Genomic DNA, 20,559 nt, shown 5'->3' with positions numbered 1-20,559 from the left:
ACTGTACAGGCCGGTGACCATGTCGGTGCCGGCAGGGCCGGAGGTGCCGATGCACACGCCGATGTTGCCGGGGTTGGCGCGGGTGTAGCCCTCGGCCATGTGCGAGGCGCCTTCGACGTGACGAGCGAGGACGTGATCGATGCCACCGACTTTCTTCAGGGCCGAGTACAGCGGGTTGATGGCAGCCCCCGGGATGCCGAACGCGGTATCTACACCTTCACGGCGCATGACCAGAACGGCTGCATCGATTGCTCTCATTTTGCTCATGGTTTGTGCCTCATTGATTTTGTAATTGTATACAACTTGCTTTGCGGTAGAGTGTATTCACGCTCAGCGGCTTAGGTCAATCCATTTTCATCCCGGGAAGTGGCGTTCGTCGGAATGCCCTTGAAAACTGGGTTTCGCCGTGTCGTGCACGATATTTTAAAAATATTGTATACAAAAAATATGAGCGTTGTGTTCTATTGAGCTATCGGTTTTCAACTGCCCTCAGGGCTTCTCACAACAAGAAGAGGACCTTTCCATGAACGCATTGACCCTGAAAGTCGCTGTCAGCCTGGTGAACGCCGCGCTGGCCGCTGGCCGCAAGATCGACGCCGCACCGTTGACGGTGGCGGTGCTGGATGCCGGCGGGCATCTATTGGCGCTGCAACGCGAGGATGGCGCCAGCCTGCTGCGTCCGCAGGTGGCGATAGGCAAGGCCTGGGGAGCTGTCGCCGTGGGCAAGGGGTCGCGCCTGCTGGCGCTGGATGCCCAGCAGCGCCCGGCGTTCTTCGCCGCGCTCAATGGCCTGGGCGAGCGCCCGGTGGTGCCGGCGCCGGGTGGTGTGCTGGTGCGCGATCAGGACGGCAAGGTGCTGGGAGCGGTGGGGATCAGCGGCGATACCTCGGATATCGACGAGCAGTGCGCGATCAGTGCGATCGAGGAGGTGGGGTTGACGGCGGATGCCGGTGTAGTGGCGTGATCCGTTGACGGTGCAAGGGGCTGCTTGGCAGCCCATTCGCGGCACGAGGCCGCTCCCACAGGTTCGGCGCTGTGCTTGAGAAGAGCGCATGGCCCGTGGGAGCGGCCTCGTGCCGCGAGGGGCGCGAAGCGGCCCCAGTGAGGTTCAGGCGGCCTCGGGCTCGCAGCCCTTGAGCACCAAGCGAATGATGGTCTGCGCCGCCGCGTCGTAGTCACTGTCGGCGAGCTTGGCCTTGCCGGTCACCACCGCGATCTGCCAGTCGAAGTCGGCATAGGTCTGGGTCGCCGCCCAGATGCTGAACATCAGGTGGTGAGGGTCGACCGGGGCGATCTGCTTGCGCTCGATCCAGCGCTGGATGCACTCGATGTTGTGCCGTGCCTGTTCGTTGAGCTGCTCCACCTGCTTCGGTGACAGGTGCGGGGCGCCATGCATGATTTCGCTGGCGAACACCTTGGAGGCATGGGGCAGGTCGCGGGAAATGCGGATCTTCGAGCGGATATACGCGCTCAGCACTTCCCTGGGGTCGCCGTCGGCATTGAACGGCGTGGAGGCCTGCATGATCGGCGCGATGATGCTTTCCAGCACTTCGCGGTAGAGGTTTTCCTTGGACTTGAAGTAGTAGTAGACGTTCGGCTTGGGCAGCCCGGCCTTGGCGGCGATGTCGCTGGTCTTGGTGGCGGCGAAGCCCTTGTCGGCGAATTCCTCGCTGGCTGCGCGCAGGATCAGTTCCTTGTTGCGCTCGCGAATGGTGCTCATTGTCGGGAATCTTCCTTTGTCTGGCCACCTCTAGGAGGGTCCGGCATGGTAGCACCCGCTTCGCCGGGCGCTCAAGGCAGCATCCCTGGGCTAGAATTCGAGCTTCTCACAACCCCTCGGAAGCAGGTGAACATGGCAGGAAGCAGTCTACTGGTGTTGATCGACGACATCGCCACGGTACTGGACGATGTCTCGGTGATGACCAAGGTCGCGGCGAAGAAGACCGCAGGCGTGCTGGGCGACGACCTGGCACTCAATGCCCAGCAGGTCACGGGCGTACGGGCCGAGCGGGAGATCCCGGTGGTCTGGGCGGTGGCCAAGGGCTCGTTGGTGAACAAGGCGATCCTGGTGCCGGCGGCGCTGCTGATCAGTGCCTTCATCCCCTGGGCGGTGACGCCGCTGTTGATGCTCGGCGGTGCCTACCTGTGCTTCGAGGGCTTCGAGAAGCTGGCGCACCGGTTCCTGCACAGCAAGGCCGAGGATGAGGCCGAGCACAGTGCGCGCAAGGAGGCGGTGGCCGACCCCGAGATCGACCTGGTGGCCTACGAGAAAACCAAGATCAAGGGAGCGGTGCGCACCGACTTCATCCTCTCGGCGGAAATCATCGCCATCACCCTGGGCACCGTGGCCGATGCGCCGCTGAGCCAGCAGATCATCGTGCTGTCGGGTATCGCCATCGTCATGACCATCGGCGTCTATGGCTTGGTGGGTGGGATCGTCAAGCTCGACGACCTGGGGCTGTGGATGGCCCAGAAAGCCTCGACGATTGCCCGCGCGGTGGGCAATGGCATCCTGCGCGCGGCGCCGTACATGATGAAGAGCCTGTCGGTGATCGGCACTGCGGCGATGTTCCTGGTCGGTGGCGGGATCCTGGTGCATGGCATCGCGCCGCTGCACCATGCCATCGAGGCGTTCAGCGACGGGCGGGGTGGGGCATTGACCGGCGCGTTGCTCAATGGTGTGGCTGGAGTCGTGGCCGGGGCCGTGGTGCTGGCGGTGGTCAGTGTGGTGGGCAAGCTGTGGCGGGCGCTGCGGCCAGCGGCTTGAGCGGAGGATGGCTGGGGCGATGCCCCGGATCGCGGCGGTTCGGTGCCTTGGCAGGCTCGCTCCCAGGGTTGCGAGCCGATCACGAGTGGCGCGGTGTGCAGGGGCCTTGTGGGAGCGGGCTTGCCCGCGAACAAGGGCGCCGCCCTTGCCATGCTCCGGTGATACCGGGACAGGCGCATTCGCAGGCAAGCCCGCTCCCGCATGCTCAGGTCAGAAGTGCACCTTGAGCAGGAAGCTCATGGTGTTCTGGTCGGTCGTGAACGCATCGCTGTCCTTGATGCCGTACTTGTTCTTCCAGTAGTCGTACTCGATACCCACGTACAACTGCTTCTCGCCAAGCTTGAGCGCCTTGCCCAGGTCGTACTTGACCTGCGGGTTGAAGTGCAGGTTGGCCTGGTAGGTGCCGCGGCGGTTCTCGTCGTTGTCCACCACCCAGTCCATGAAGCCGTCGATGAGCAGGTCGGACGAACCCACGGGAATGGTGTACGACCACACCGGGGTGATCTGCCAGACATTGTCACCCGGGCGGCTGCCATCGGTGGTGCGCTGGTAGAAGTTCAGCTGGAAGTAGTCGAAGCCTGGGATGTCCAGGTCGAAGCCGGGGCCGATCAGGTAGGCCTCGGTGTCACCTTCGCCGAACTCGTAGGTCATCGCCAGGAGCACGTCCTTGACCGGGCCGAACGCCAGCTGCTGGTCGAAGATCTTGCCGAACGACAGGCGCGGGCTGATCTCGCCGTAGTAGGTGTTCGGGCCGTTGTTGGCGTCTTTCTTGCCTTGGTAGAAGATCTTGTCGATGAAGATGAAGTTGTCGCCGTACTTCCAGCCGTCGGCGTGCTCGAAGGTGAAGGTCTGCTGGATGTCAGGGTTCACCTTGAAGTTCTTGCCCCACAGGTAGGTGAGGCTGTTGTTCTGCCATTGCAGCAGGTCGCCGGCGAAACTGGTACCGCAAGCCAGCAGGCCGCCGGCGAGGATCAGGCTGTTGAGGGTACGCATTGCGTGGGTCGCTCCCTTGATTGGATCTGTTGTCAGCGCTCTGCGGCGCTATTTTTGTCTTTTGGGTCAGCTTTTTTCGATTGGCCACAGCTGTTTGGCAAGAGCTGCGCCAACCTTTCCGGGTTAGTCACAACCATCCTGCTCGACTTCGTTCTGAACGGATGAAAATGGGTATTTCAGGCTGGCAACACGTTGGCCAACCGCCCGAATTCATTGACTGAGCGGTCAGTAAACGCGGGCAGGGTCCGTCCTGCCCCGATCGAGGGGGCGCGCAGATTACTCACTTGCGCGCCTTGCCTCAAGTGCTCCGTCCTGGCGCACTATGTCATAAAACCTGATTTATGAGTCAACTTTTAGAAGTGTACCTTCACCAAGGCACTGGTCACGCTCTGGTTGCTGTCCAGGTTGCCGCGGCTGTCGATGCCGTACTTGTCCTTCCAATAGCTGTATTCGATACCCACGTAGAGCTGCTTGGCGCCCAGGTTCAGGGCCTTGCCCAGGTCGTACTTGACCTGTGGGTTGAACTGCAGGTTGGCGTGGTAGGTGCCTCGGCGGGTCTCGTCGTTGTCCACCACCCAGTCGATGTAGCCGTCGATGAGCAGGTCGGAGTTGCCCACGGGGATGGTGTAGGACCAGCTCGGGGTGATCTGCCAGACATTGTCGCCCGGTCGGCTGCCTTCGGTGTTGCGCCAGTAGAAGTTCAGGTTGAAGTAGTTGAAGCCGGGGATCGCCAGGCTGAAACCGGGGCCGATCAGGTAGGCCTCGTTGTCGCCTTCGCCGCTCTCGTAGGTCATGGCCAGCAGCACGTCCTTGACCGGGCCGAACTCGAGCTTGCGGTCGAAGATCTTGCCGAACGACAGGCGCGGACTGAACTCGCCGTAATAGGTGGTGACGCCTTTGTTCGGGTCGGCCTGGCCGTTGTAGAAGATCTTGTCGATGAACAGGAAGGTGTCGCCATACTTCCAGCGGTTGGCGTGCTCGAACGTCAGCGTTTGCTGGATGCGGGGGTTGATCTTGAAGTCCTTGCCGTACAGGTAGGTCAGGCTTTCGCCATGCCACTCCAGCAGGTCGCCCGCGAACGCGGGGAGGGTGACCAAGAGGCTGCTGCCCAGCAGCAGGGACGAGGTGATGCGCTTCATGTCGTGATTCCCGGACTTATTGTTTTTGTTGGCGTTTTTTTGGCGCGCAGGCGCCCCGGACGGCCCATTCCGGCGGGCCGACGGTCCAGCGGTTACGACGGGGAGGAGCGAAGGGGCGGCGCAGGCCGCCACCCCGTCTGGCTCAGTGCTGGTGACAGGCGTCGTTGTGCGCCGCGCGGTCAGCGCCACCGAGGATGTTGAACAGCAGGTTCAGCACCAGCGCACTGACCGTGGCCATGGCGATGCCGCTGTGGGTGATGGGTTCCATCCACTGGGGCAACTGCGCGAAGAACTCCGGTCGGACCACGGGGATCAGGCCGAGGCCGACGCTGACCGCCACCAGCAACTGGTTGCGCCGATCGGAGATGTCCGCCTCCTGGAGGATCTTGATCCCCGTGGCGGTGACCATGCCGAACATGGCGATGGACGCGCCACCCAGTACCGCGGGCGGGATCGAGGCGATCAGGAAGGCCGCCTTCGGCAGCAGGCTGAGCAGGATCAGCAAGGCGCCCGCGACCACGGTGACGTAGCGGCAGCGCACCCCGGTCATCTGCACCAGGCCGATGTTCTGGGCGAAGGAGGAGTGGGTGAAGGTGTTGAAGAAACCGGCAACGAACGAGGCGCCGGCGTCGCACATCAGGCCGCGACGCAGCATGCCCGGGGTGACTTCGCGGTCGGTGACCTTGCCCAGGGCGAGGAACATGCCGGTGGACTCGACGAAGATGATCACCACCACCAGGCACATGGACAGGATCGGCGCCAGGCTGAAGGTCGGCATGCCGAAGTGCAGCGGGGTGACCACCTGCAGCCACGGCGCCTGGGACAGGCCGGAGAGGTCGACCATGCCGATCGAGCCGGCCAGGACGTAGCCCAGGCCCATGCCTACCAGCACCGAGACATTGACCCAGAAGCCGCGCATGAAGCGGTTGATCAGCAGGATCACCGACAGCACCAGGCCGGCCACCAGCAGGTAGATGGGCGAGCCGAAGGTCTCGGCCTCATGGCCACCACCGGCCCAGTTGACCGCGACCGGGAACAGCGACAGGCCGATCGAGGTGATCACCGTGCCGGTGACCAGCGGTGGGAAGAAGCGCACCACCTTGGACATGAACGGCGCGATCAGCATGCCGAAGAACCCGGCGGCGATGGTCGCGCCGAAGATCCCCTGCAGGCCCACGCCCGGCATGCCAGCCATGGCCACCATGCTGCCGACGGCGGCGAAGCTGGCACCCATCATCACTGGCATTCGGATACCCACCGGGCCGATGCCGAACGACTGGACGATGGTGGCGACGCCGGCGACCAGCAGGTCGGCGTTGATCAGGAAAGCGACTTCTTCACGAGACAGCCCAGCGGCCTGGCCGATGATCAGGGGCACGGCGATCGCGCCGCCATACATCAGCAGTACATGTTGCAGGCCCACCAGAATCAGTTGGAACAGGGGTAGGGGTTGTCGTGGGGGCGCAACGGGGATGTACGCCTTGCGTGACTCGGACATGCAGCACCTCGAGTTTTGTTTTTATTCTCGGATCCAAGCGCCAGGCTTCAGGCGGCAGGCTTCAAGAAAAAGCCTGGGGTTCCCGCGTTGAAGCCTGACGCTCGATGCTTGCTTGTTACGTACTACGTGCAGCGTGGAGCTTGTGGCTCGCAGCTGTTGCCTGGGTCAGTTGACCGGAGCGCCTTTGGCGATCCAGGCACCGACCAGGTTGCGTTCTTCCTGGGTCATCTGGGTGATGTTGCCCAGCGGCATGATCTGGCTGGCGACAGCCTGCGCTTGGATGCGCGCGGCCTGGGCCTGGATCTGCTGCGGGGTGTCGAACACCACGCCGCCAGGGGCGGTGCTGAACAGCGGGCTGGTCGGCTTGGCCGAGTGGCACACGGTGCAGCGTTCCTGGATGACGGTGTGGATCTTCTCGAAACCACCCGGGGCGACCTGTGCGGTGGCCGGGGCCTCGGCTGCAGCGGCTGGAGCCTCGGCGGCCTTGGCGGCTTCCTCGGCGCGCCGCTCGGCGGCGGTCTTGCCACCGACGGCAGTGGCTGGCAGCGGCTGGTACTCGATCGCGGCCTGCTCAGGGGCTACCGACATCGGCTTGGGACCGGTCACATAGGCCAGGCAGATCATCGCCAGGGCGCCGACGGGCAGGGTCCAGGCGTACTTGTTGCTGTCGTGGCGGGTGTTGAAGTAGTGACGGATCAGTACCGCGGCCACTGCGATCCCGGCCAGGATCAACCAGTTGTACTGGCTGCCGTAAGTGCTCGGGAAGTGGTTGCTGATCATGATGAACAGCACCGGCAGGGTGAAGTAGTTGTTGTGGCGCGAACGCAACAGGCCCTTGGCCGGCAGTACCGGGTCAGGGGTTTCGTTCTTCTCGATCGCCGCCACCAGCTGGCGCTGGGCCGGCATGATGATGCGGAACACGTTGCCGACCATGATGGTGCCGATGATCGCGCCGGTGTGCAGGTAGGCACCGCGGCCGCTGAACACCAGGCTGAAGCCCCAGCAGGCGGCGATGATCAGCACGAACAGCACGCCGCCGAGCAGGGCGGGGCGCTTGCCCAGGGGCGAGTCGCAGAGGAAGTCGTAGATGAACCAGCCGGCGATCAGCGAGCCGATACCGATGGCCACGCCCTCGGCACCGCTCAGGGTGCTGCCGGGTGCCAGCAGGTAGAGGGTCGGGTTCCAGTAGAACACCACGCACAGCAGGGCGATACCGGACAGCCAGGTGAAGTAGGCTTCCCATTTGAACCAGTGCAGGTTCTCCGGCATCTTCGGCGGGGCGAGCTTGTACTTCTCCAGGTGGTAGATACCGCCGCCGTGGATGGCCCAGAGGTCACCCGACAGCCCTTCGCGCGGGCTGCTGCGGTTGAGGTTGTTCTCCAACCAGACGAAGTAGAACGACGCACCGATCCAGGCGATACCGGTGATCATGTGAACCCAGCGAATGCTCAGGTTCAGCCATTCGTGAAGGTGTGCTTCCACAGTATGTACCTCATGCCGGTCACCGACGCGATGACCGACCTTTTCTTATTGGTGGGGATTGAGGATCAGCATCTGTTCCTCGGTGAAGTAATGCTCGTCGCAGTTGTTGCCAGAACCACTGCGATCAACCACCAGGAAGTCATCCCGCTTTTCGATCGTCAGCACCGGGTGGTGCCAGACGCCGCGATGGTAATTAACGCCCTGCCTGCCATTACTGCGGAAGGCTCGGACCAAGCCTGATACAGGTGCATCGCCAACGGGCGCGACCACGATCAGAAAGGGGTTGCCGAGCAGCGGGATGAAAGCCTGGCTGCCCAGCGGATGGCGTTCCAGCATGCGCACGGTCAAAGGCATCTCCAGGGCGTCGGCGCGGAAGATGCTGATGATCGCCTTGTCCTCGGGCTCGGCGGTCTCGACCGTGGCGAGCTTGTGGAAGCGCATGGTCGAACCGTTGTTGATCATGAAGTGGTCGCTGCCGTCGGTTTCGATCACGTCACCGAAGGGGGCGAAGGCTTCTTTGGTCAGGGGCTCGATCACTAGTGTGCGCATGCGGTTATCTCTTTGTTCTGTGTTCTATTCAGGGTCAGAGGCCGGCCCCGGGGCGATCGCGTCGCGCGCTCGGGGCGGGCCGGGCACCGTCTCTTAAAGTTGCAGCAGGCGGAACAGGGCGATCAGGTTGATCTGCGCCAGCGCTTCCTTGAACTCGGTATCGACGTCGTTGTGGATACGCTTCTCGAAGGCGGCGAGGATCTGGTGCCGGTTGCTGCCCTTGACCGCCATGATGAACGGGAACTTGAACTTGGCCTTGTAGGCATCGTTGAGTTCGGTGAAGCGGGCGAATTCCTCGGGCGTGCACTGGTGGATGCCGGCGCCAGCCTGTTCGTTGGTGCTCGATTCGGTCAGTTCGCCCTGGATGGCCGCTTTACCTGCCAGGTCCGGGTGCGCATTGATCAGCGCCAGTTGCTCGTCGTGGCTGGCACTGAGCAGGATGTCGCTCATGCGCTGGTGCAGCGCCTCGATCTCGTCCAGCTCGCCCAGTTGGCCGAGATCGTAGGCTTTTTCGGCGACCCACGGCGAGTGCTCGTAGATGTCGGCGAAGGCCTTGACGAAGGCGTCACGCTCCAGGGTCGATGGCTTGAGGGTCTTGAAGGCGGTCATCAGGCGTTCTCTTTCTTGTACGGGTGGGTGGCGTGCCAGTGGCGGGCGATGTCCACGCGACGGGCGAACCAGACTTGGTCGTGGCTCTTGGCGTAGTCGATGAAGCGCTTGAGCGCGGCCAGGCGTGCCGGGCGGCCGACCAGGCGGCAATGCAGGCCGATCGACAGCATCTTCGGTGCCTCGGCGCCTTCTTCATAGAGCACGTCGAAGGCGTCCTTGAGGTACTGGAAGAACTGCTCGCCGCAGTTGAAGCCCTGGACCTGGGTGAAACGCATGTCGTTGGTGTCCAGGGTGTAGGGGATCACCAGGTGCGGCTTGCCGGTCGGGTTGTTCGGCTCCCAGTAGGGCAGGTCGTCGTCGTAGGTGTCGCTGTCATAGAGAAAACCGCCTTCCTCCATCACCAGGCGACGGGTGTTCGGGCCGGTGCGGCCGGTGTACCAGCCCAGCGGGCGCTCGCCGGTCAGTTCGGTGAGGATGCGGATGGCTTCGAGCATGTGCTCGCGCTCCTGGGCCTCGTCCATGTTCTGGTAGTCGATCCAGCGGTAGCCGTGGCTGCAGATCTCGTGGCCGGCCTCGACCATGGCGCGGATCACGTCGGGGTGGCGCTGGGCGGCCATGGCCACGGCGAAGACGGTGAGCGGGACGCCGCTGTCCTTGAACAGCTTGAGCAGGCGCCATACGCCGGCACGGCTGCCATACTCGTAGAGCGACTCCATGCACATGTTGCGCTGGCCCTGCAGGGGCTGGGCGGCGACCATCTCGGAAAGGAAGGCTTCGGATTCCTTGTCGCCGTGCAGGATGTTGCGCTCGCCGCCTTCTTCATAGTTGAGCACGAAAGACAGGGCGATGCGGGCATTCCCCGGCCAGCGCGGGTGAGGTGGAGTGTTGCCGTAACCGATCAGGTCGCGAGGATAGTCAGCGCTCACTGCAGTCTTCCTTCTTGTACGTTAGTGCGGGTGGTGGGCGGGCCGCGTCGGGATGTCGCACTCACCGGATGAGGTGATTGTATACAACTTCTGAATCCTTTTGTAAGCCCGTTTTTCCGCATTTCTTCCCATTTGTCGGTTGGAAATACGTTGCAAGAAACCTGCCTGATCGGTCAGCTAATGACGCCGACGTCGGCACGGAGCCTGTCTTTGCGACTGATGGGCTCTATTATGGGGAGGGAAGGTGCGCACTGGAGGAGGGTGATAGAAAATTGTGTACAATTTATCGAGAAAATGTCTTAATGGCGTTACTCCCGCACACCACAGGCCTCCGGGCGTGGTGCTAGCCGTGTATTTTTTGCCCACAGATTGAACAAGAGGCGACAAGCAAATGGGACGTTTGACCACACACGTACTGGATGCCGCTCACGGCTGCCCGGGCAGCTCGATCAAGGTCGAGCTGTACCGTGTCGAAGGCCAGCAACTGGAGCTGGTGAACACTGCCCTGACCAACAGCGATGGCCGCGTCGACGCGCCGCTGTTGCAGGGTGACGACTACCGTACCGGCGTGTACCAGCTGCAGTTCAGCGCTGGCGATTACTACCGTGCTCGCGGTGTGAAGCTGCCGGAGCCGGCCTTCCTGGATGTCGTGGTGCTGCGCTTTGGCATCGACGAGCAGCAGGAGCACTACCATGTACCGCTGTTGATCTCGCCTTACAGTTACTCGACCTATCGTGGAAGCTAGTTGGTCGCTAGAAGAATCTTCGTAGGTCCTTGGCCCGCTCTCACACTGGCGGGCTTTTTTTCGTCTGGAGTTTGGGGCTTGCAGCCTGTTCGACGGGGCATTCCACGTGTGTTGCCAGGGTTGGCCTTCGCGGCGATTCGGCGCGCTGATAAGCCTGCAAACCACCTCGCCTGCGATCGACTTGCAAGCCTGTTCAGTCCCCAGGGCTGCACTGTCGCACAATGAACAGTTCGGCTGGCAGGGTTTCTGGGAGCAGCTTGTCCGCGGATAGGTCAAAGAATGCTGGGGCTGCAAAGCAGCCCCAAGTGACTTCAGATGGAAAGGGGTAAGCGAATGCCCCCCTGGCAATCAAAGAAACACGAACTTGGCAATGAAGATCGCGCACAGCACCCACAGGCTGGCCGAGATTTCCTTGTACTTGCCGGTCCCCGCCTTGAGCGCCACGTAGCTGATGAAGCCCAGGGCGATGCCGTCGGCCACCGAGAAGGTCAGCGGCATCATGATTACCGTGACGATCGCCGGAATGCTGTCGGTGGCTTCGTCCCAGTGGATGTGCGCCATGCTGCCCATCATCAGCATGGCCACGTAGATCAGCGCACCGGCGGTGGCATAGGCCGGGATCATGCCGGCCAGCGGGGCGAAGAACATGGCGGCGACGAACAGCAGGCCGACCACCACGGCGGTCAGGCCGGTGCGACCACCGGCGGCGACGCCCGCAGCACTCTCGACGTAGCTGGTCACTGGCGGTACGCCTACCACGGCACCGAACACGCTCGAGGAACTGTCTGCCTTCAACGCCCGCGACAGGTTCTCGATACGCCCGTCCGGCGCCACCAGGTTTGCCCGTTGCGCCACGCCCATCAGGGTGCCGGCGGTATCGAACATGTGCACGAACAGGAATGCCAGCACCACGCTGATCATGCTGACGTTGAACACGCCAGCCACGTCCATCGCCATCCAGGTCGGCGCCAGGCTCGGCGGCATCGACATGACCCCGCCAAACTTCACCAGCCCCAGACCCCAACCGGCCAGGGTGACACCGATGATGCTGATCAGGATCGCGCCGAACACGCGCTTGTAGCTGAGGATGGCGATCGACAGGAAGCACAGCGCCGCCAGCAGTGGGCCTGGCTCATGCAGCGAGCCGAGCTTGATCAGGGTGGCCGGGCTGTCGACGATGATACCCGCGGTCTTGAGGCCGATCAGTCCGAGAAACAATCCGACGCCGGCCCCCATCGCATGCCGCAGGCTCACCGGGATGCTGTTGAGCAGCCACTCGCGCACCCTCGACAAGGTCAGGAACATGAACAGCACGCCGGAGACGAATACCGCACCCAGCGCCGCCTCCCAGGTGTAGCCCATGGTGGCGACCACGGTATAGGTGAAGAAGGCGTTGAGCCCCATGCCCGGTGCCAGGCCCACCGGCCAGTTGGCGTACAGGCCCATCAGCAGGCAACCGAGGGCGGCGGAGATGCAGGTGGCGACGAATGCCGCACCGTGGTCGATGCCGGCGTCGGCCATGATGTTGGGGTTGACGAAGATGATGTAGGCCATGGTGATGAAGGTGGTCACCCCGGCGATCAGCTCGGTCCTGACGGTGCTGCCATGTTGCTTGAGTTTGAAAATCCGCTCCAGCCAGCTCGTTTCGAGCGGTGGGGCGAGATCCAGCGTAGGGGCGTCGGATTTGCGGCTTTCCACAGCGAGTACTCCTCAAGTCTTTCTTGTTGTTCTGGAGCCTTGGTCCTGCGTCGTGCACTTGGCGGCTCCGCGAGGGGGATTGGCAGACGTCTGACCGGTTTGTTGACTCTCGGGTCAAGAAGTCGCTCGGTGGATTATGCTTTTGTGTACAAATAATGCAAATAATGTTTTATCTTTTGTTCGCACGATCTGGCGCACAGTGGCTATATAGGCAAAGGCCACCTGCAGAAATCGATATGCCTGTGTACAATAGGCCGATACCTTGATCCCTTATTTTTCTTTCCAGGACTTGCCAGCCACCCTCTGACAGGTATTACAGTCAAGGTCCGACTGGCGGATCCCCGTGCTCGAGTGCCCATGAACGAACAGCTGCAACCTCTGAAGAAACCTGTGCGCAACGGCAAGGCCGGCCGCAGCGGTACCCAGGACGACATCGTCTACGCCCATGTTTTCGATGCCATCCTCGAGCAGCGTCTGGCGCCGGGCACCAAGTTGAGCGAGGAAGCGCTGGGCGAGATCTTCGGCGTCAGCCGCACCATCATCCGCCGCGCCTTGTCGCGCCTGGCCCATGAAAGCGTGGTGCTGCTGCGGCCCAACCGGGGCGCGGTGGTGGCCAGCCCGACGGTGGAGGAGGCGCGCCAGGTGTTCTTCTCCCGGCGCATGGTCGAACGCGCCATCACCGAACTGGCGGTGCAGCACGCCACGGCCGAGCAATTGAACGAACTGCGCCAGATGGTCCGCGAGGAGCGCGACAGCTTCTCCCGTGGCGATCGGGGTGCCGGGATTCGCCTCTCTGGCGAATTCCACCTCAAGCTGGCCGAGGCGGCCGGCAACGCTCCGCTGATCAGCTTCCAGCGCAGCCTGGTGTCGCAGACCTCGCTGATCATCGCCCAGTACGAGAGCGGCAACCGCTCGCACTGCTCCTACGACGAGCACATGCAGTTGATCGACGCCATCGAGGCCCGTGACCTGGACCAGGCGGTGAGCCTGATGATGCACCACATGGACCATATCGACAGCAAGCTGAACCTGGACGAGGAGAGCGCCTCGGACGACCTGCATGCGGTGTTCTCGCACCTGCTGCAGAAAAAGCCCAAGGTGTCGGCCAAGGGTTGATCGTTTGCCTGGGTTGGCACATTGGGGCCGCTGATAGCCAACCTACTGGCCCTTGGCCAAGGCTCTGCTAGATTCACTTCTGCAAACCTTCATCGAGCAGTTGGGCTTGCGCCTGTGTCGCATCAACTACTTGAGGAAGGATCCATGACTATTTCTCTGGGTAAGCGCATGGGTGCCGAGCTGGTCGGCACCTTCTGGCTGGTCCTGGGTGGCTGCGGCAGTGCCGTGCTGGCTGCCAGCTTTCCCACCGGCATCGGTGTGCTCGGCGTCGCCTTGGCATTCGGCCTCACGGTCCTGACCATGGCCTTCGCCATCGGCCATATCTCCGGTTGTCATCTCAACCCCGCGGTGTCGCTGGGGCTGGTGGTGGGCGGGCGGTTTCCGGCCAAGGAGCTGCTGCCATACATCGTCGCCCAGGTGATCGGCGCGATCCTGGCGGCGGCGGTGATCTATTTCATCGCCAGCGGCAAGGCCGGCTTCGAGCTGTCGTCGGGGCTTGCCTCCAACGGCTATGCCGAGCATTCACCGGGTGGCTACTCGCTGGCGGCGGGGTTCACCAGCGAGGTGGTGATGACCGCGATGTTCCTGGTGATCATCATGGGGGCCACCGACTCGCGGGCGCCGGCGGGTTTCGCGCCGATTGCCATCGGCCTGGCCCTGACCCTCATCCACCTGATCTCCATCCCGGTGACCAACACCTCGGTGAACCCGGCGCGTAGCACTGGGCCGGCGCTGTTCGTCGGTGGCTGGGCGCTGCAGCAGCTGTGGTTGTTCTGGCTGGCGCCGCTGATTGGCGCGGCGATCGGTGGGGCCCTGTACCGAGGGCTTGCGCCAGCACCTGATCGTTGAGGGCCTAGCGGCAGTGGGGCGCGCGAAGCGCCCCCAAAGGGCACGCGACCCTTAGCGCTGGTGCACGCAGCGCCCTGCCGCGTAGGTCTGGCGCACGGTGCGGTCGTCGCCCAGGGTGGTGAGCACGAACAGGGTTTCCTCGATGCTGCTGGACTGCTGGATACGGTAGTCCAGCAGCGGCGTGGCCTTGTAGTCGAGCACCACGAAGTCGGCATCCAGGCCCGGGCGCAGGCTGCCGATGCGATCGTCCAGGCGCAGCGCGCGGGCGCCGCCGAGGGTGGCCAGGTACAGGGACTTGTACGGGTGCAGGCGCGCGCCTTGCAGCTGCATGACCTTGTACGCCTCGTTCAGGGTATTGAGCAACGAGAAGCTGGTGCCAGCGCCGACGTCGGTGCCCAGGCCCACGTTGACCTTGAAGCGCTCGGCCTGGGGCAGGTTGAACAGGCCGCTGCCGAGGAACAGGTTGGAGGTCGGGCAGAAGGCCACGGCCGAGCCGGTCTCGGCCAGGCGCTGGCACTCTTCGTCGCACAGGTGCACGCCATGGGCGAACACCGAGCGCTCGCCGAGCAGTTGGTAGTGGTCGTAGACGTCCAGGTAGCCCTTCTGCTCCGGGAACAACGCCTTGACCCAGTCGATCTCCTTGAGGTTCTCGGACAAGTGGGTGTGCAGGTAGAGGCCTGGGTATTCCTTGAGCAACTGGCCCGCCAGAGCCAACTGTTCCGGGGTGCTGGTCGGGGCGAAGCGCGGGGTCACCGCATAGTGCAGGCGGCCCTTGCCGTGCCAGCGTTCGATCAGCGCCTTGCTCTGGGTATAGCTCGACTCGGCGGTATCGGTCAGGTAGTCGGGGGCATTGCGGTCCATCATCACCTTGCCGGCGATCATGCGCAGGTCGAGGCGCTCGGCTTCCTCGAACAAGGCATTGACCGACTCGGGGTGTACGCTGCCGAACACCAGGGCGGTGGTGGTGCCGTTGCGCAGCAGTTCCTTGAGGAAGATCTTCGCCACCTTGTCGGCGTGATCCTTGTCGGCGAACTGCTTCTCGCAGGGGAAGGTGTAGGTGTTCAGCCAGTCCAGCAACTGCTCGCCGTAGGAGCCGATCATGCCGGTCTGCGGGAAGTGGATGTGGGTGTCGATGAAGCCCGGGGTGATCAGGGCATCGCGGTGGTGCACTACCTCGATGCCGGCCTCCAGGGTCGGCAGCAGTTCGCTGGCATGGCCGATCGCACTGATACGGCCATCGTCGACCACCAGCAGGCCGTCTTCGAAATATTCGTGGGAAGCGTCGAGGCCCACCTCGGCCGGGTCGTCGATGCTGTGCAGGATGGCGGCTCGGTAGGCTTTGCGGGTTGCGCTCATGGCAGTCTCGTCAAATGGCTTGGCTGCGCCGGGAGGGCGGCAGCAACTGGGCAATGGGGCCTGAATTGGCGGCAGCGTCGTGCTGGCCGAAGCAGGCGTTGTAGGTGGCAATGATTTCCGCGGCGATGGACACGGCGATCTCGATCGGCAGCTTGCCCTTGACCTCGGCCAGGCCCATCGGGCAGCGCATGCGCGCCACCACGGCGTCGTCGTAGCCGCGCTCGCGCAGGCGGTGCTCGAACTTGACCCGCTTGGTCTTCGAGCCGATCAGGCCGAACCAGGTGAAGTCGTTGCGCTTGAGGATGGCCGCGGTCAGTTCCAGGTCGAGCTGGTGGTTGTGGGTCATGACGATGCAGTAGCAGCCTGCGGGCAGCTCAGCGACTTCGTCGACCGGTTCCTCGCTGACGACCTTGGTCACCCCGGCGGGGATGCTCTCGGGGAATTCCTGCTCGCGCGAATCGATCCAGCGCACCCGGCAGGGCAGCGCGGCGAGCAAGGGTACCAGAGCGCGGCCGACATGGCCCGCGCCGAACACGGCGATTTGCGCCTGCACCGCAGCCATGGGCTCGAACAGCAGCACGGTGACGCCGCCGCAGCACTGGCCGAGGCTCGCGCCCAGGCTGAAGCGCTCCAGGTGGGGCGTGCCGCGTTGTTCCTGGAGCATCTGCCGGGCGATGTGCAGGGCCTTGTACTCCAGGTGGCCGCCGCCGATGGTGTCGTACAGGCCGGTGGCACTGACCACCATCTTCGAGCCGGCGTTGCGCGGGGTGGAGCCGCGCTCCTCGATGATGGTCACCAGGACGCAGGGTTCGCCGCGGGCTTGATGGTCGGCGAGGGCGTTGATCCATTGGTGCATGATGCAACCTCTCTAAGTTGCGCCGCGGACCCTGTGGGAGCGGGCTTGCCCGCTCCCACAGGGTTTCTTAGCTGTCAGTGGGTGACGGTTTCCAGTTCCTGTTCGACAGATTGCCGCTGGGCCACCGCCTTGCGCATCTGCTCGCAGCCCCACAGCACCCGCTCCGGCGTTGCCGGAGCATCGATGTCCGGTTGCACGCGGTAGTCGGCGATGCTCGCCACCGCATCCTTGAGCGCGCACCAGGCGGCGATGCCGAGCATGAATGGCGGCTCGCCCACGGCCTTGGAGTGGAACACCGTGTCCTCGGGGTTCTTGCGGTTCTCCACCAGCTTGACCCGCAGGTCCAGGGGCATGTCGGCCACGGCCGGGATCTTGTAGCTGGCCGGGCCGTTGGTCATCAGCTTGCCCTTGGCGTTCCACACCAGCTCCTCGGTGGTCAGCCAGCCCATGCCCTGGATGAAGCCACCTTCCACCTGGCCGATGTCGATGGCCGGGTTCAGCGAGTCGCCGACGTCGTGCAGGATGTCGGCGCGCAGCATGCGGTATTCGCCGGTCAGGGTGTCGACGATCACCTCGACGCAGGCGGCGCCGAAGGCGAAGTAGTAGAACGGCCGGCCGCGTGCCTGGTCGCGGTCGTAGTAGATCTTCGGCGTGCGGTAGAAGCCGGTGCTCGACAGCGACACCTGGGCGAAATAGGCCTGCTGCACCAGGGTCTCGAAGCTGATGATTTCGTCGCGCACGCGCACATGGCCGTTGCGGAACTCCACATCCTCCTCGGTGACCTTGTAGTGGCGGGCGGCGAATTCGGTCAGGCGCTTCTTGAGAATCTCGGCGGCGTTCTGCGCCGCCTTGCCGTTGAGGTCGGCGCCGCTGGAGGCCGCGGTCGGCGAGGTGTTGGGCACTTTGTCGGTGTTGGTGGCGGTGATCTGGATGCGCCCGAAGTCGACCTGGAACACCTGCGCCACCACTTGGGCGACCTTGGTGTTCAAGCCCTGGCCCATCTCGGTGCCACCGTGGTTCAGGTGGATGCTGCCGTCGGTGTAGATATGGATCAGCGCACCGGCCTGGTTGAGGAAGGTAGCGGTGAACGAAATGCCGAACTTGACCGGGGTCAGCGCCAGGCCCTTCTTGAGCACCGGGCTGTGTTCGTTGAAACGCCGGATCGATTCGCGGCGCTCGGCATAGTCGGCGCTGGCCTCGAGTTCGGCGGTCATTTCCTCGAGCATGTTGTGCTCGACGGTCTGGTAGTAGTGGGTGACGTTGCGCTCGGTCTTGCCGTAGTAGTTGGCCTTGCGCACTGCCAGCGGGTCGAGGGCCAGGTGGCGGGCGATGTGGTCCATCACCTGCTCGATGGCGACCATGCCCTGGGGGCCGCCGAAGCCGCGGTAGGCGGTGTTGGAGGCGGTGTTGGTCTTGCAGCGGTGGCCGTGCACCGTGGCGTCGCCCAGGTAGTAGGCGTTGTCGGAATGGAACATGGCGCGGTCGACGATCGAGCCGGAGAGGTCCGGCGAATAACCGCAGTTGCCGGCCAGGTCCAGGTTGATGCCATGCAGGCGGCCCTGGTCGTCGAAGCCCACGTCGTATTCGACGTAGAACGGGTGACGCTTGCCGGTCATGGTCATGTCTTCCATGCGCGGCAGGCGCATCTTGGTCGGCTGGCCGGTCAGGCGGGCGATCACCGCGCACAGGCAGGCGGGGCTGGCGGCTTGGGTCTCCTTGCCACCGAAGCCGCCGCCCATGCGGCGCATGTCGACGACGATCTTGTTCATCGGCACGTCCAGCACCTCGGCGACCAGCTTCTGCACCTCGGTGGGGTTCTGGGTCGAGCAGTAGACGATCATGCCGCCATCCTCGGTGGGCATCACCGAAGAGATCTGCGTCTCCAGGTAGAAGTGCTCCTGGCCACCGATGTGCAGGGTGCCTTGCAGGCGGTGCGGGGCGCTGGCCAGCGCCGTGCTCGAATCACCGCGCCGGTGGGTGTGGCTGTCGAGCACGAAGTGCTGCTTGCGAAACGCCTCGACCACGTCCAGCACAGGCTCCAGGTCCTCGTACTCGACGATCGCCGCCATCGCTGCGCGGCGTGCGGTGTCGAGGTCGCGGGCGGCCACGGCGAGCACCGGTTGGCCGAAGAACTCGACCTTGTCGATGGCCAGCAGCGGGTCGCCGGCGACCACCGGGCCGATGTCCTTCAGGCCCGGGATGTCCTCGTGGGTGATGGCGATGCGCACGCCCTCGAAGGCATAGCAGGGCGTGGTGTCGATGCGCAGGATGCGTGCATGGGCGCGGTCGGAGGTGCGCGCATAGACGTGCAACTGGTTGGGGAATTCCAGGCGGTCATCGATGTACACCGCTTCACCGGACACATGCTTGTCGGCGCTGTCGTGCTTGACGCTACGGCCGACACCGGTGGTCAGGCCCTGGCGGAACAGTTCGGCCATCTCGGCCTGGCTCTTGGCTGCGTGATGGTTAGACATATGCGGTCACCCGGGTCTCGATGTACGGCGTTTGCAGTTCGATGAAATACTTGCGCAGCAGGTTCTGCGCGGTCAGCAGGCGGTATTCCTTGCTGGCGCGAAAATCCGTGAGCGGGGTGAAGTCTTCGGCCAGGGCCTGGCAGGCACGCTCGACGCTCGCCTGGTTCCACGGCTTGCCGAGCAGCGCGGCCTCGCAGGCACGGGCGCGCTTGGGGATCGCCGCCATGCCGCCGAAGGCGATCCGTGCACCGCTGACCACGCCGTCCTCGATGCGCAGGTTGAACGCCGCGCACACCGCCGAGATGTCGTCGTCCAGGCGCTTGGACACTTTGTAGGCGCGGAACGTCCAGTCGCTGCTGGCGCGCGGCACGATGACCTTCTCGATGAACTCGCTGTCCTGGCGCGCGGTGATGCGGTAGTCGATGAAGTAGTCCTCCAGCGCCAGCACGCGCTGGTTCTCGCCCTGGCGCAGGACGATCTGCGTATCCAGGGCGATCAGCAGGGGTGGCGAGTCGCCGATCGGCGAGGCGTTGCCGATGTTCCCGCCCAGGGTGCCCTGGTTGCGGATCTGCAGCGAGGCGAAGCGGTGCAGCAGGGCACCGAAGTCGGGGTATTCCTCGTTGAGCGCGGTGTAGCAGTCGGTCAGCGGGGTGGCGGCACCGATTTCCAGGTGGGTCGCGGTCTTGTCGATGCGCTTGAGCTCGGCCACGCCACCGACGTAGATCATCACCGGCAAGGTCTTGTGGAACTGGGTGACCTCCAGGGCCAGGTCGGTACCGCCAGCCAGCAGGCGTGCCTCGGGATGGGAGCTGTACAGCTCGGCCAGGTCGGCCACGGTCAGCGGCACCAGGCAGCGCTTGTCGCCGCTGTTGAGCTCGCCGGTCTCGCTTGGGGCGATGGCCTTGAGGCGGGCGATGGTTTGGGCCTGCTGTTCGTCGAACTGGTCGCGGCAGGGGCGGGCGCAGCTCTGTTCGGCGGCGGCGAGGATCGGCCGGTAGCCGGTGCAGCGGCACAGGTTGCCGGCCAGGGCTTCCTGGGCATGGTGCAGGTCGTGGCCGTCGCTGTTCTTCTGCAGGGCGAACAGCGACATGACGAAGCCGGGGGTGCAGAAGCCGCACTGGGAGCCATGGCAGTCGGCCATGGCCTGCTGCACGCTGTGCAGCTCGCCCTTGTGCTTGAGGCCTTCGACGCTGATCAGTTGCTTGCCGTGCAGCGACGAGACGAAGGTCAGGCACGAGTTGAGGCTGCGGTAGCGCAGGGTGTCGCGGCCCTGGTCGTCCTGGGCCAGCTCGCCCACCACCACGGTACAGGCGCCGCAGTCGCCGCTGGCGCAGCCTTCCTTGGTGCCGGGTTTGCCCAGGTGCTCACGCAAGTACTGCAGCACCGTCATGTTCGGGTCCAGGGCGTGCTCACTCTGCAGCTCCTGGTTGACGAGAAACTGGATCACGGGGAAGGCCTCGCAATGGTTTTATTGTTGTTCGGACGGACTCTAAGCAACGCTT

Annotated in this window: 19 protein-coding genes; 5 read left to right on the top strand and 14 right to left on the bottom strand. The window is 63.8% G+C overall.

What is annotated here, in order from left to right:
• Positions 1-267, bottom strand: a 267-nt coding sequence (locus tag NJF35_RS10940) for a thiamine pyrophosphate-binding protein (RefSeq protein WP_253091023.1), incomplete at its 3' end; no start/stop codon positions are given.
• A 256-nt stretch (positions 268-523) separates the two neighbouring features.
• Here NJF35_RS10940 and NJF35_RS10935 point away from each other — a divergent pair.
• Entirely contained in the window at positions 524-964 is a 441-nt protein-coding gene (locus NJF35_RS10935) for a GlcG/HbpS family heme-binding protein (protein WP_225789918.1), read from the top strand.
• A gap of 144 nt (positions 965-1,108) precedes the next feature.
• On the opposite strand, the gene NJF35_RS10930 is transcribed toward NJF35_RS10935, so the two are convergent.
• Positions 1,109-1,720, bottom strand: a complete 612-nt coding sequence (locus NJF35_RS10930) for a TetR/AcrR family transcriptional regulator (protein WP_225789917.1) — start codon at positions 1,718-1,720, stop codon at positions 1,109-1,111.
• A gap of 132 nt (positions 1,721-1,852) precedes the next feature.
• On the opposite strand from NJF35_RS10930, the gene NJF35_RS10925 reads away from it, so the two are divergent.
• Entirely contained in the window at positions 1,853-2,767 is a 915-nt protein-coding gene (locus NJF35_RS10925) for a DUF808 domain-containing protein (protein WP_253091022.1), read from the top strand.
• Between the two features lie 210 nt (positions 2,768-2,977).
• Here NJF35_RS10925 and NJF35_RS10920 read toward each other — a convergent pair whose 3' ends face one another.
• The 7 genes from NJF35_RS10920 to puuE form a co-directional block, all read right to left on the bottom strand.
• Entirely contained in the window at positions 2,978-3,760 is a 783-nt protein-coding gene (locus tag NJF35_RS10920) for an outer membrane protein OmpK (protein ID WP_225789915.1), read from the bottom strand.
• 353 nt (positions 3,761-4,113) lie between these two features.
• Positions 4,114-4,899 carry an outer membrane protein OmpK gene (locus tag NJF35_RS10915; protein WP_253081601.1) on the bottom strand — a complete coding sequence of 262 codons (786 nt, stop codon included), beginning with the start codon at positions 4,897-4,899 and terminating at the stop codon, positions 4,114-4,116.
• Between the two features lie 142 nt (positions 4,900-5,041).
• Positions 5,042-6,397, bottom strand: a complete 1,356-nt coding sequence (locus NJF35_RS10910) for a nucleobase:cation symporter-2 family protein (RefSeq protein WP_253081600.1) — start codon at positions 6,395-6,397, stop codon at positions 5,042-5,044.
• A gap of 165 nt (positions 6,398-6,562) precedes the next feature.
• Positions 6,563-7,879, bottom strand: coding sequence for a urate hydroxylase PuuD (locus tag NJF35_RS10905; protein ID WP_225789912.1), 1,317 nt, complete (start codon positions 7,877-7,879; stop codon positions 6,563-6,565).
• Between the two features lie 45 nt (positions 7,880-7,924).
• A complete protein-coding gene (locus NJF35_RS10900) occupies positions 7,925-8,428 on the bottom strand; it encodes an ureidoglycolate lyase (protein ID WP_225789911.1) in 504 nt (167 codons plus the stop codon).
• A gap of 93 nt (positions 8,429-8,521) precedes the next feature.
• A complete protein-coding gene (gene uraD / locus NJF35_RS10895) occupies positions 8,522-9,037 on the bottom strand; it encodes a 2-oxo-4-hydroxy-4-carboxy-5-ureidoimidazoline decarboxylase (RefSeq protein ID WP_225789910.1) in 516 nt (171 codons plus the stop codon).
• Positions 9,037-9,963, bottom strand: a complete 927-nt coding sequence (puuE, locus tag NJF35_RS10890; RefSeq protein ID WP_225789909.1) for an allantoinase PuuE — start codon at positions 9,961-9,963, stop codon at positions 9,037-9,039. The genes uraD and puuE overlap by 1 nt, the downstream gene beginning before the upstream one ends.
• Positions 9,964-10,354: 391 nt before the next feature.
• Here puuE and uraH point away from each other — a divergent pair, with 391 nt between their 5' ends.
• Positions 10,355-10,708, top strand: a complete 354-nt coding sequence (gene uraH, locus NJF35_RS10885; RefSeq protein WP_225789908.1) for a hydroxyisourate hydrolase — start codon at positions 10,355-10,357, stop codon at positions 10,706-10,708.
• A 348-nt stretch (positions 10,709-11,056) separates the two neighbouring features.
• Here the strand turns inward: uraH and NJF35_RS10880 are convergent, their stop codons facing one another.
• Positions 11,057-12,406, bottom strand: coding sequence for an NCS2 family permease (locus NJF35_RS10880; protein WP_410045707.1), 1,350 nt, complete (start codon positions 12,404-12,406; stop codon positions 11,057-11,059).
• 357 nt (positions 12,407-12,763) lie between these two features.
• On the opposite strand from NJF35_RS10880, the gene NJF35_RS10875 reads away from it, so the two are divergent.
• Together NJF35_RS10875 and aqpZ are read left to right on the top strand one after the other, a co-directional pair.
• Complete coding sequence (locus tag NJF35_RS10875; protein WP_253091021.1) at positions 12,764-13,522, top strand: GntR family transcriptional regulator; 759 nt, start codon at positions 12,764-12,766, stop codon at positions 13,520-13,522.
• A gap of 144 nt (positions 13,523-13,666) precedes the next feature.
• Positions 13,667-14,371 (top strand): aquaporin Z, encoded by a 705-nt coding sequence (gene aqpZ, locus NJF35_RS10870; protein ID WP_225789906.1) that lies wholly within the window; start codon positions 13,667-13,669, stop codon positions 14,369-14,371.
• A gap of 51 nt (positions 14,372-14,422) precedes the next feature.
• Here aqpZ and guaD read toward each other — a convergent pair whose 3' ends face one another.
• The 4 genes from guaD to xdhA form a co-directional block, all read right to left on the bottom strand.
• Positions 14,423-15,727 (bottom strand): guanine deaminase, encoded by a 1,305-nt coding sequence (guaD, locus tag NJF35_RS10865; protein ID WP_225789905.1) that lies wholly within the window; start codon positions 15,725-15,727, stop codon positions 14,423-14,425.
• A gap of 10 nt (positions 15,728-15,737) precedes the next feature.
• Positions 15,738-16,583, bottom strand: a complete 846-nt coding sequence (gene xdhC / locus NJF35_RS10860; protein WP_225789904.1) for a xanthine dehydrogenase accessory protein XdhC — start codon at positions 16,581-16,583, stop codon at positions 15,738-15,740.
• A 74-nt stretch (positions 16,584-16,657) separates the two neighbouring features.
• Positions 16,658-19,057, bottom strand: a complete 2,400-nt coding sequence (gene xdhB, locus NJF35_RS10855) for a xanthine dehydrogenase molybdopterin binding subunit (RefSeq protein WP_225789903.1) — start codon at positions 19,055-19,057, stop codon at positions 16,658-16,660.
• Positions 19,050-20,504 (bottom strand): xanthine dehydrogenase small subunit, encoded by a 1,455-nt coding sequence (gene xdhA / locus NJF35_RS10850; RefSeq protein ID WP_225789902.1) that lies wholly within the window; start codon positions 20,502-20,504, stop codon positions 19,050-19,052. Before xdhA ends, xdhB begins: the two co-directional genes overlap by 8 nt.
• Positions 20,505-20,559 lie beyond the last annotated feature (55 nt).

The organism is Pseudomonas guariconensis, from assembly GCF_024127895.1.
GTDB classification, from domain to species: domain Bacteria; phylum Pseudomonadota; class Gammaproteobacteria; order Pseudomonadales; family Pseudomonadaceae; genus Aquipseudomonas; species Aquipseudomonas guariconensis_B.
Note: the sequence above shows the minus strand (reverse complement) of the source record. Positions and strands in the feature narration are given on the sequence as shown.

Excerpts from the sequence above, each read along its gene's own strand:
- uraH (WP_225789908.1), top strand. The coding sequence starts at position 10,355 with ATGGGACGTTTGACCACACACGTACTGGATGCCGCTCACGGCTGCCCG.
- guaD (WP_225789905.1), bottom strand. The coding sequence starts at position 15,727 with ATGAGCGCAACCCGCAAAGCCTACCGAGCCGCCATCCTGCACAGCATC.
- NJF35_RS10915 (WP_253081601.1), bottom strand. The coding sequence starts at position 4,899 with ATGAAGCGCATCACCTCGTCCCTGCTGCTGGGCAGCAGCCTCTTGGTC.
- NJF35_RS10900 (WP_225789911.1), bottom strand. The coding sequence starts at position 8,428 with ATGCGCACACTAGTGATCGAGCCCCTGACCAAAGAAGCCTTCGCCCCC.
- NJF35_RS10920 (WP_225789915.1), bottom strand. The coding sequence starts at position 3,760 with ATGCGTACCCTCAACAGCCTGATCCTCGCCGGCGGCCTGCTGGCTTGC.
- NJF35_RS10925 (WP_253091022.1), top strand. The coding sequence starts at position 1,853 with ATGGCAGGAAGCAGTCTACTGGTGTTGATCGACGACATCGCCACGGTA.
- xdhC (WP_225789904.1), bottom strand. The coding sequence starts at position 16,583 with ATGCACCAATGGATCAACGCCCTCGCCGACCATCAAGCCCGCGGCGAA.
- NJF35_RS10875 (WP_253091021.1), top strand. The coding sequence starts at position 12,764 with ATGAACGAACAGCTGCAACCTCTGAAGAAACCTGTGCGCAACGGCAAG.
- xdhB (WP_225789903.1), bottom strand. The coding sequence starts at position 19,057 with ATGTCTAACCATCACGCAGCCAAGAGCCAGGCCGAGATGGCCGAACTG.
- NJF35_RS10935 (WP_225789918.1), top strand. The coding sequence starts at position 524 with ATGAACGCATTGACCCTGAAAGTCGCTGTCAGCCTGGTGAACGCCGCG.
- aqpZ (WP_225789906.1), top strand. The coding sequence starts at position 13,667 with ATGACTATTTCTCTGGGTAAGCGCATGGGTGCCGAGCTGGTCGGCACC.
- NJF35_RS10930 (WP_225789917.1), bottom strand. The coding sequence starts at position 1,720 with ATGAGCACCATTCGCGAGCGCAACAAGGAACTGATCCTGCGCGCAGCC.
- NJF35_RS10910 (WP_253081600.1), bottom strand. The coding sequence starts at position 6,397 with ATGTCCGAGTCACGCAAGGCGTACATCCCCGTTGCGCCCCCACGACAA.
- uraD (WP_225789910.1), bottom strand. The coding sequence starts at position 9,037 with ATGACCGCCTTCAAGACCCTCAAGCCATCGACCCTGGAGCGTGACGCC.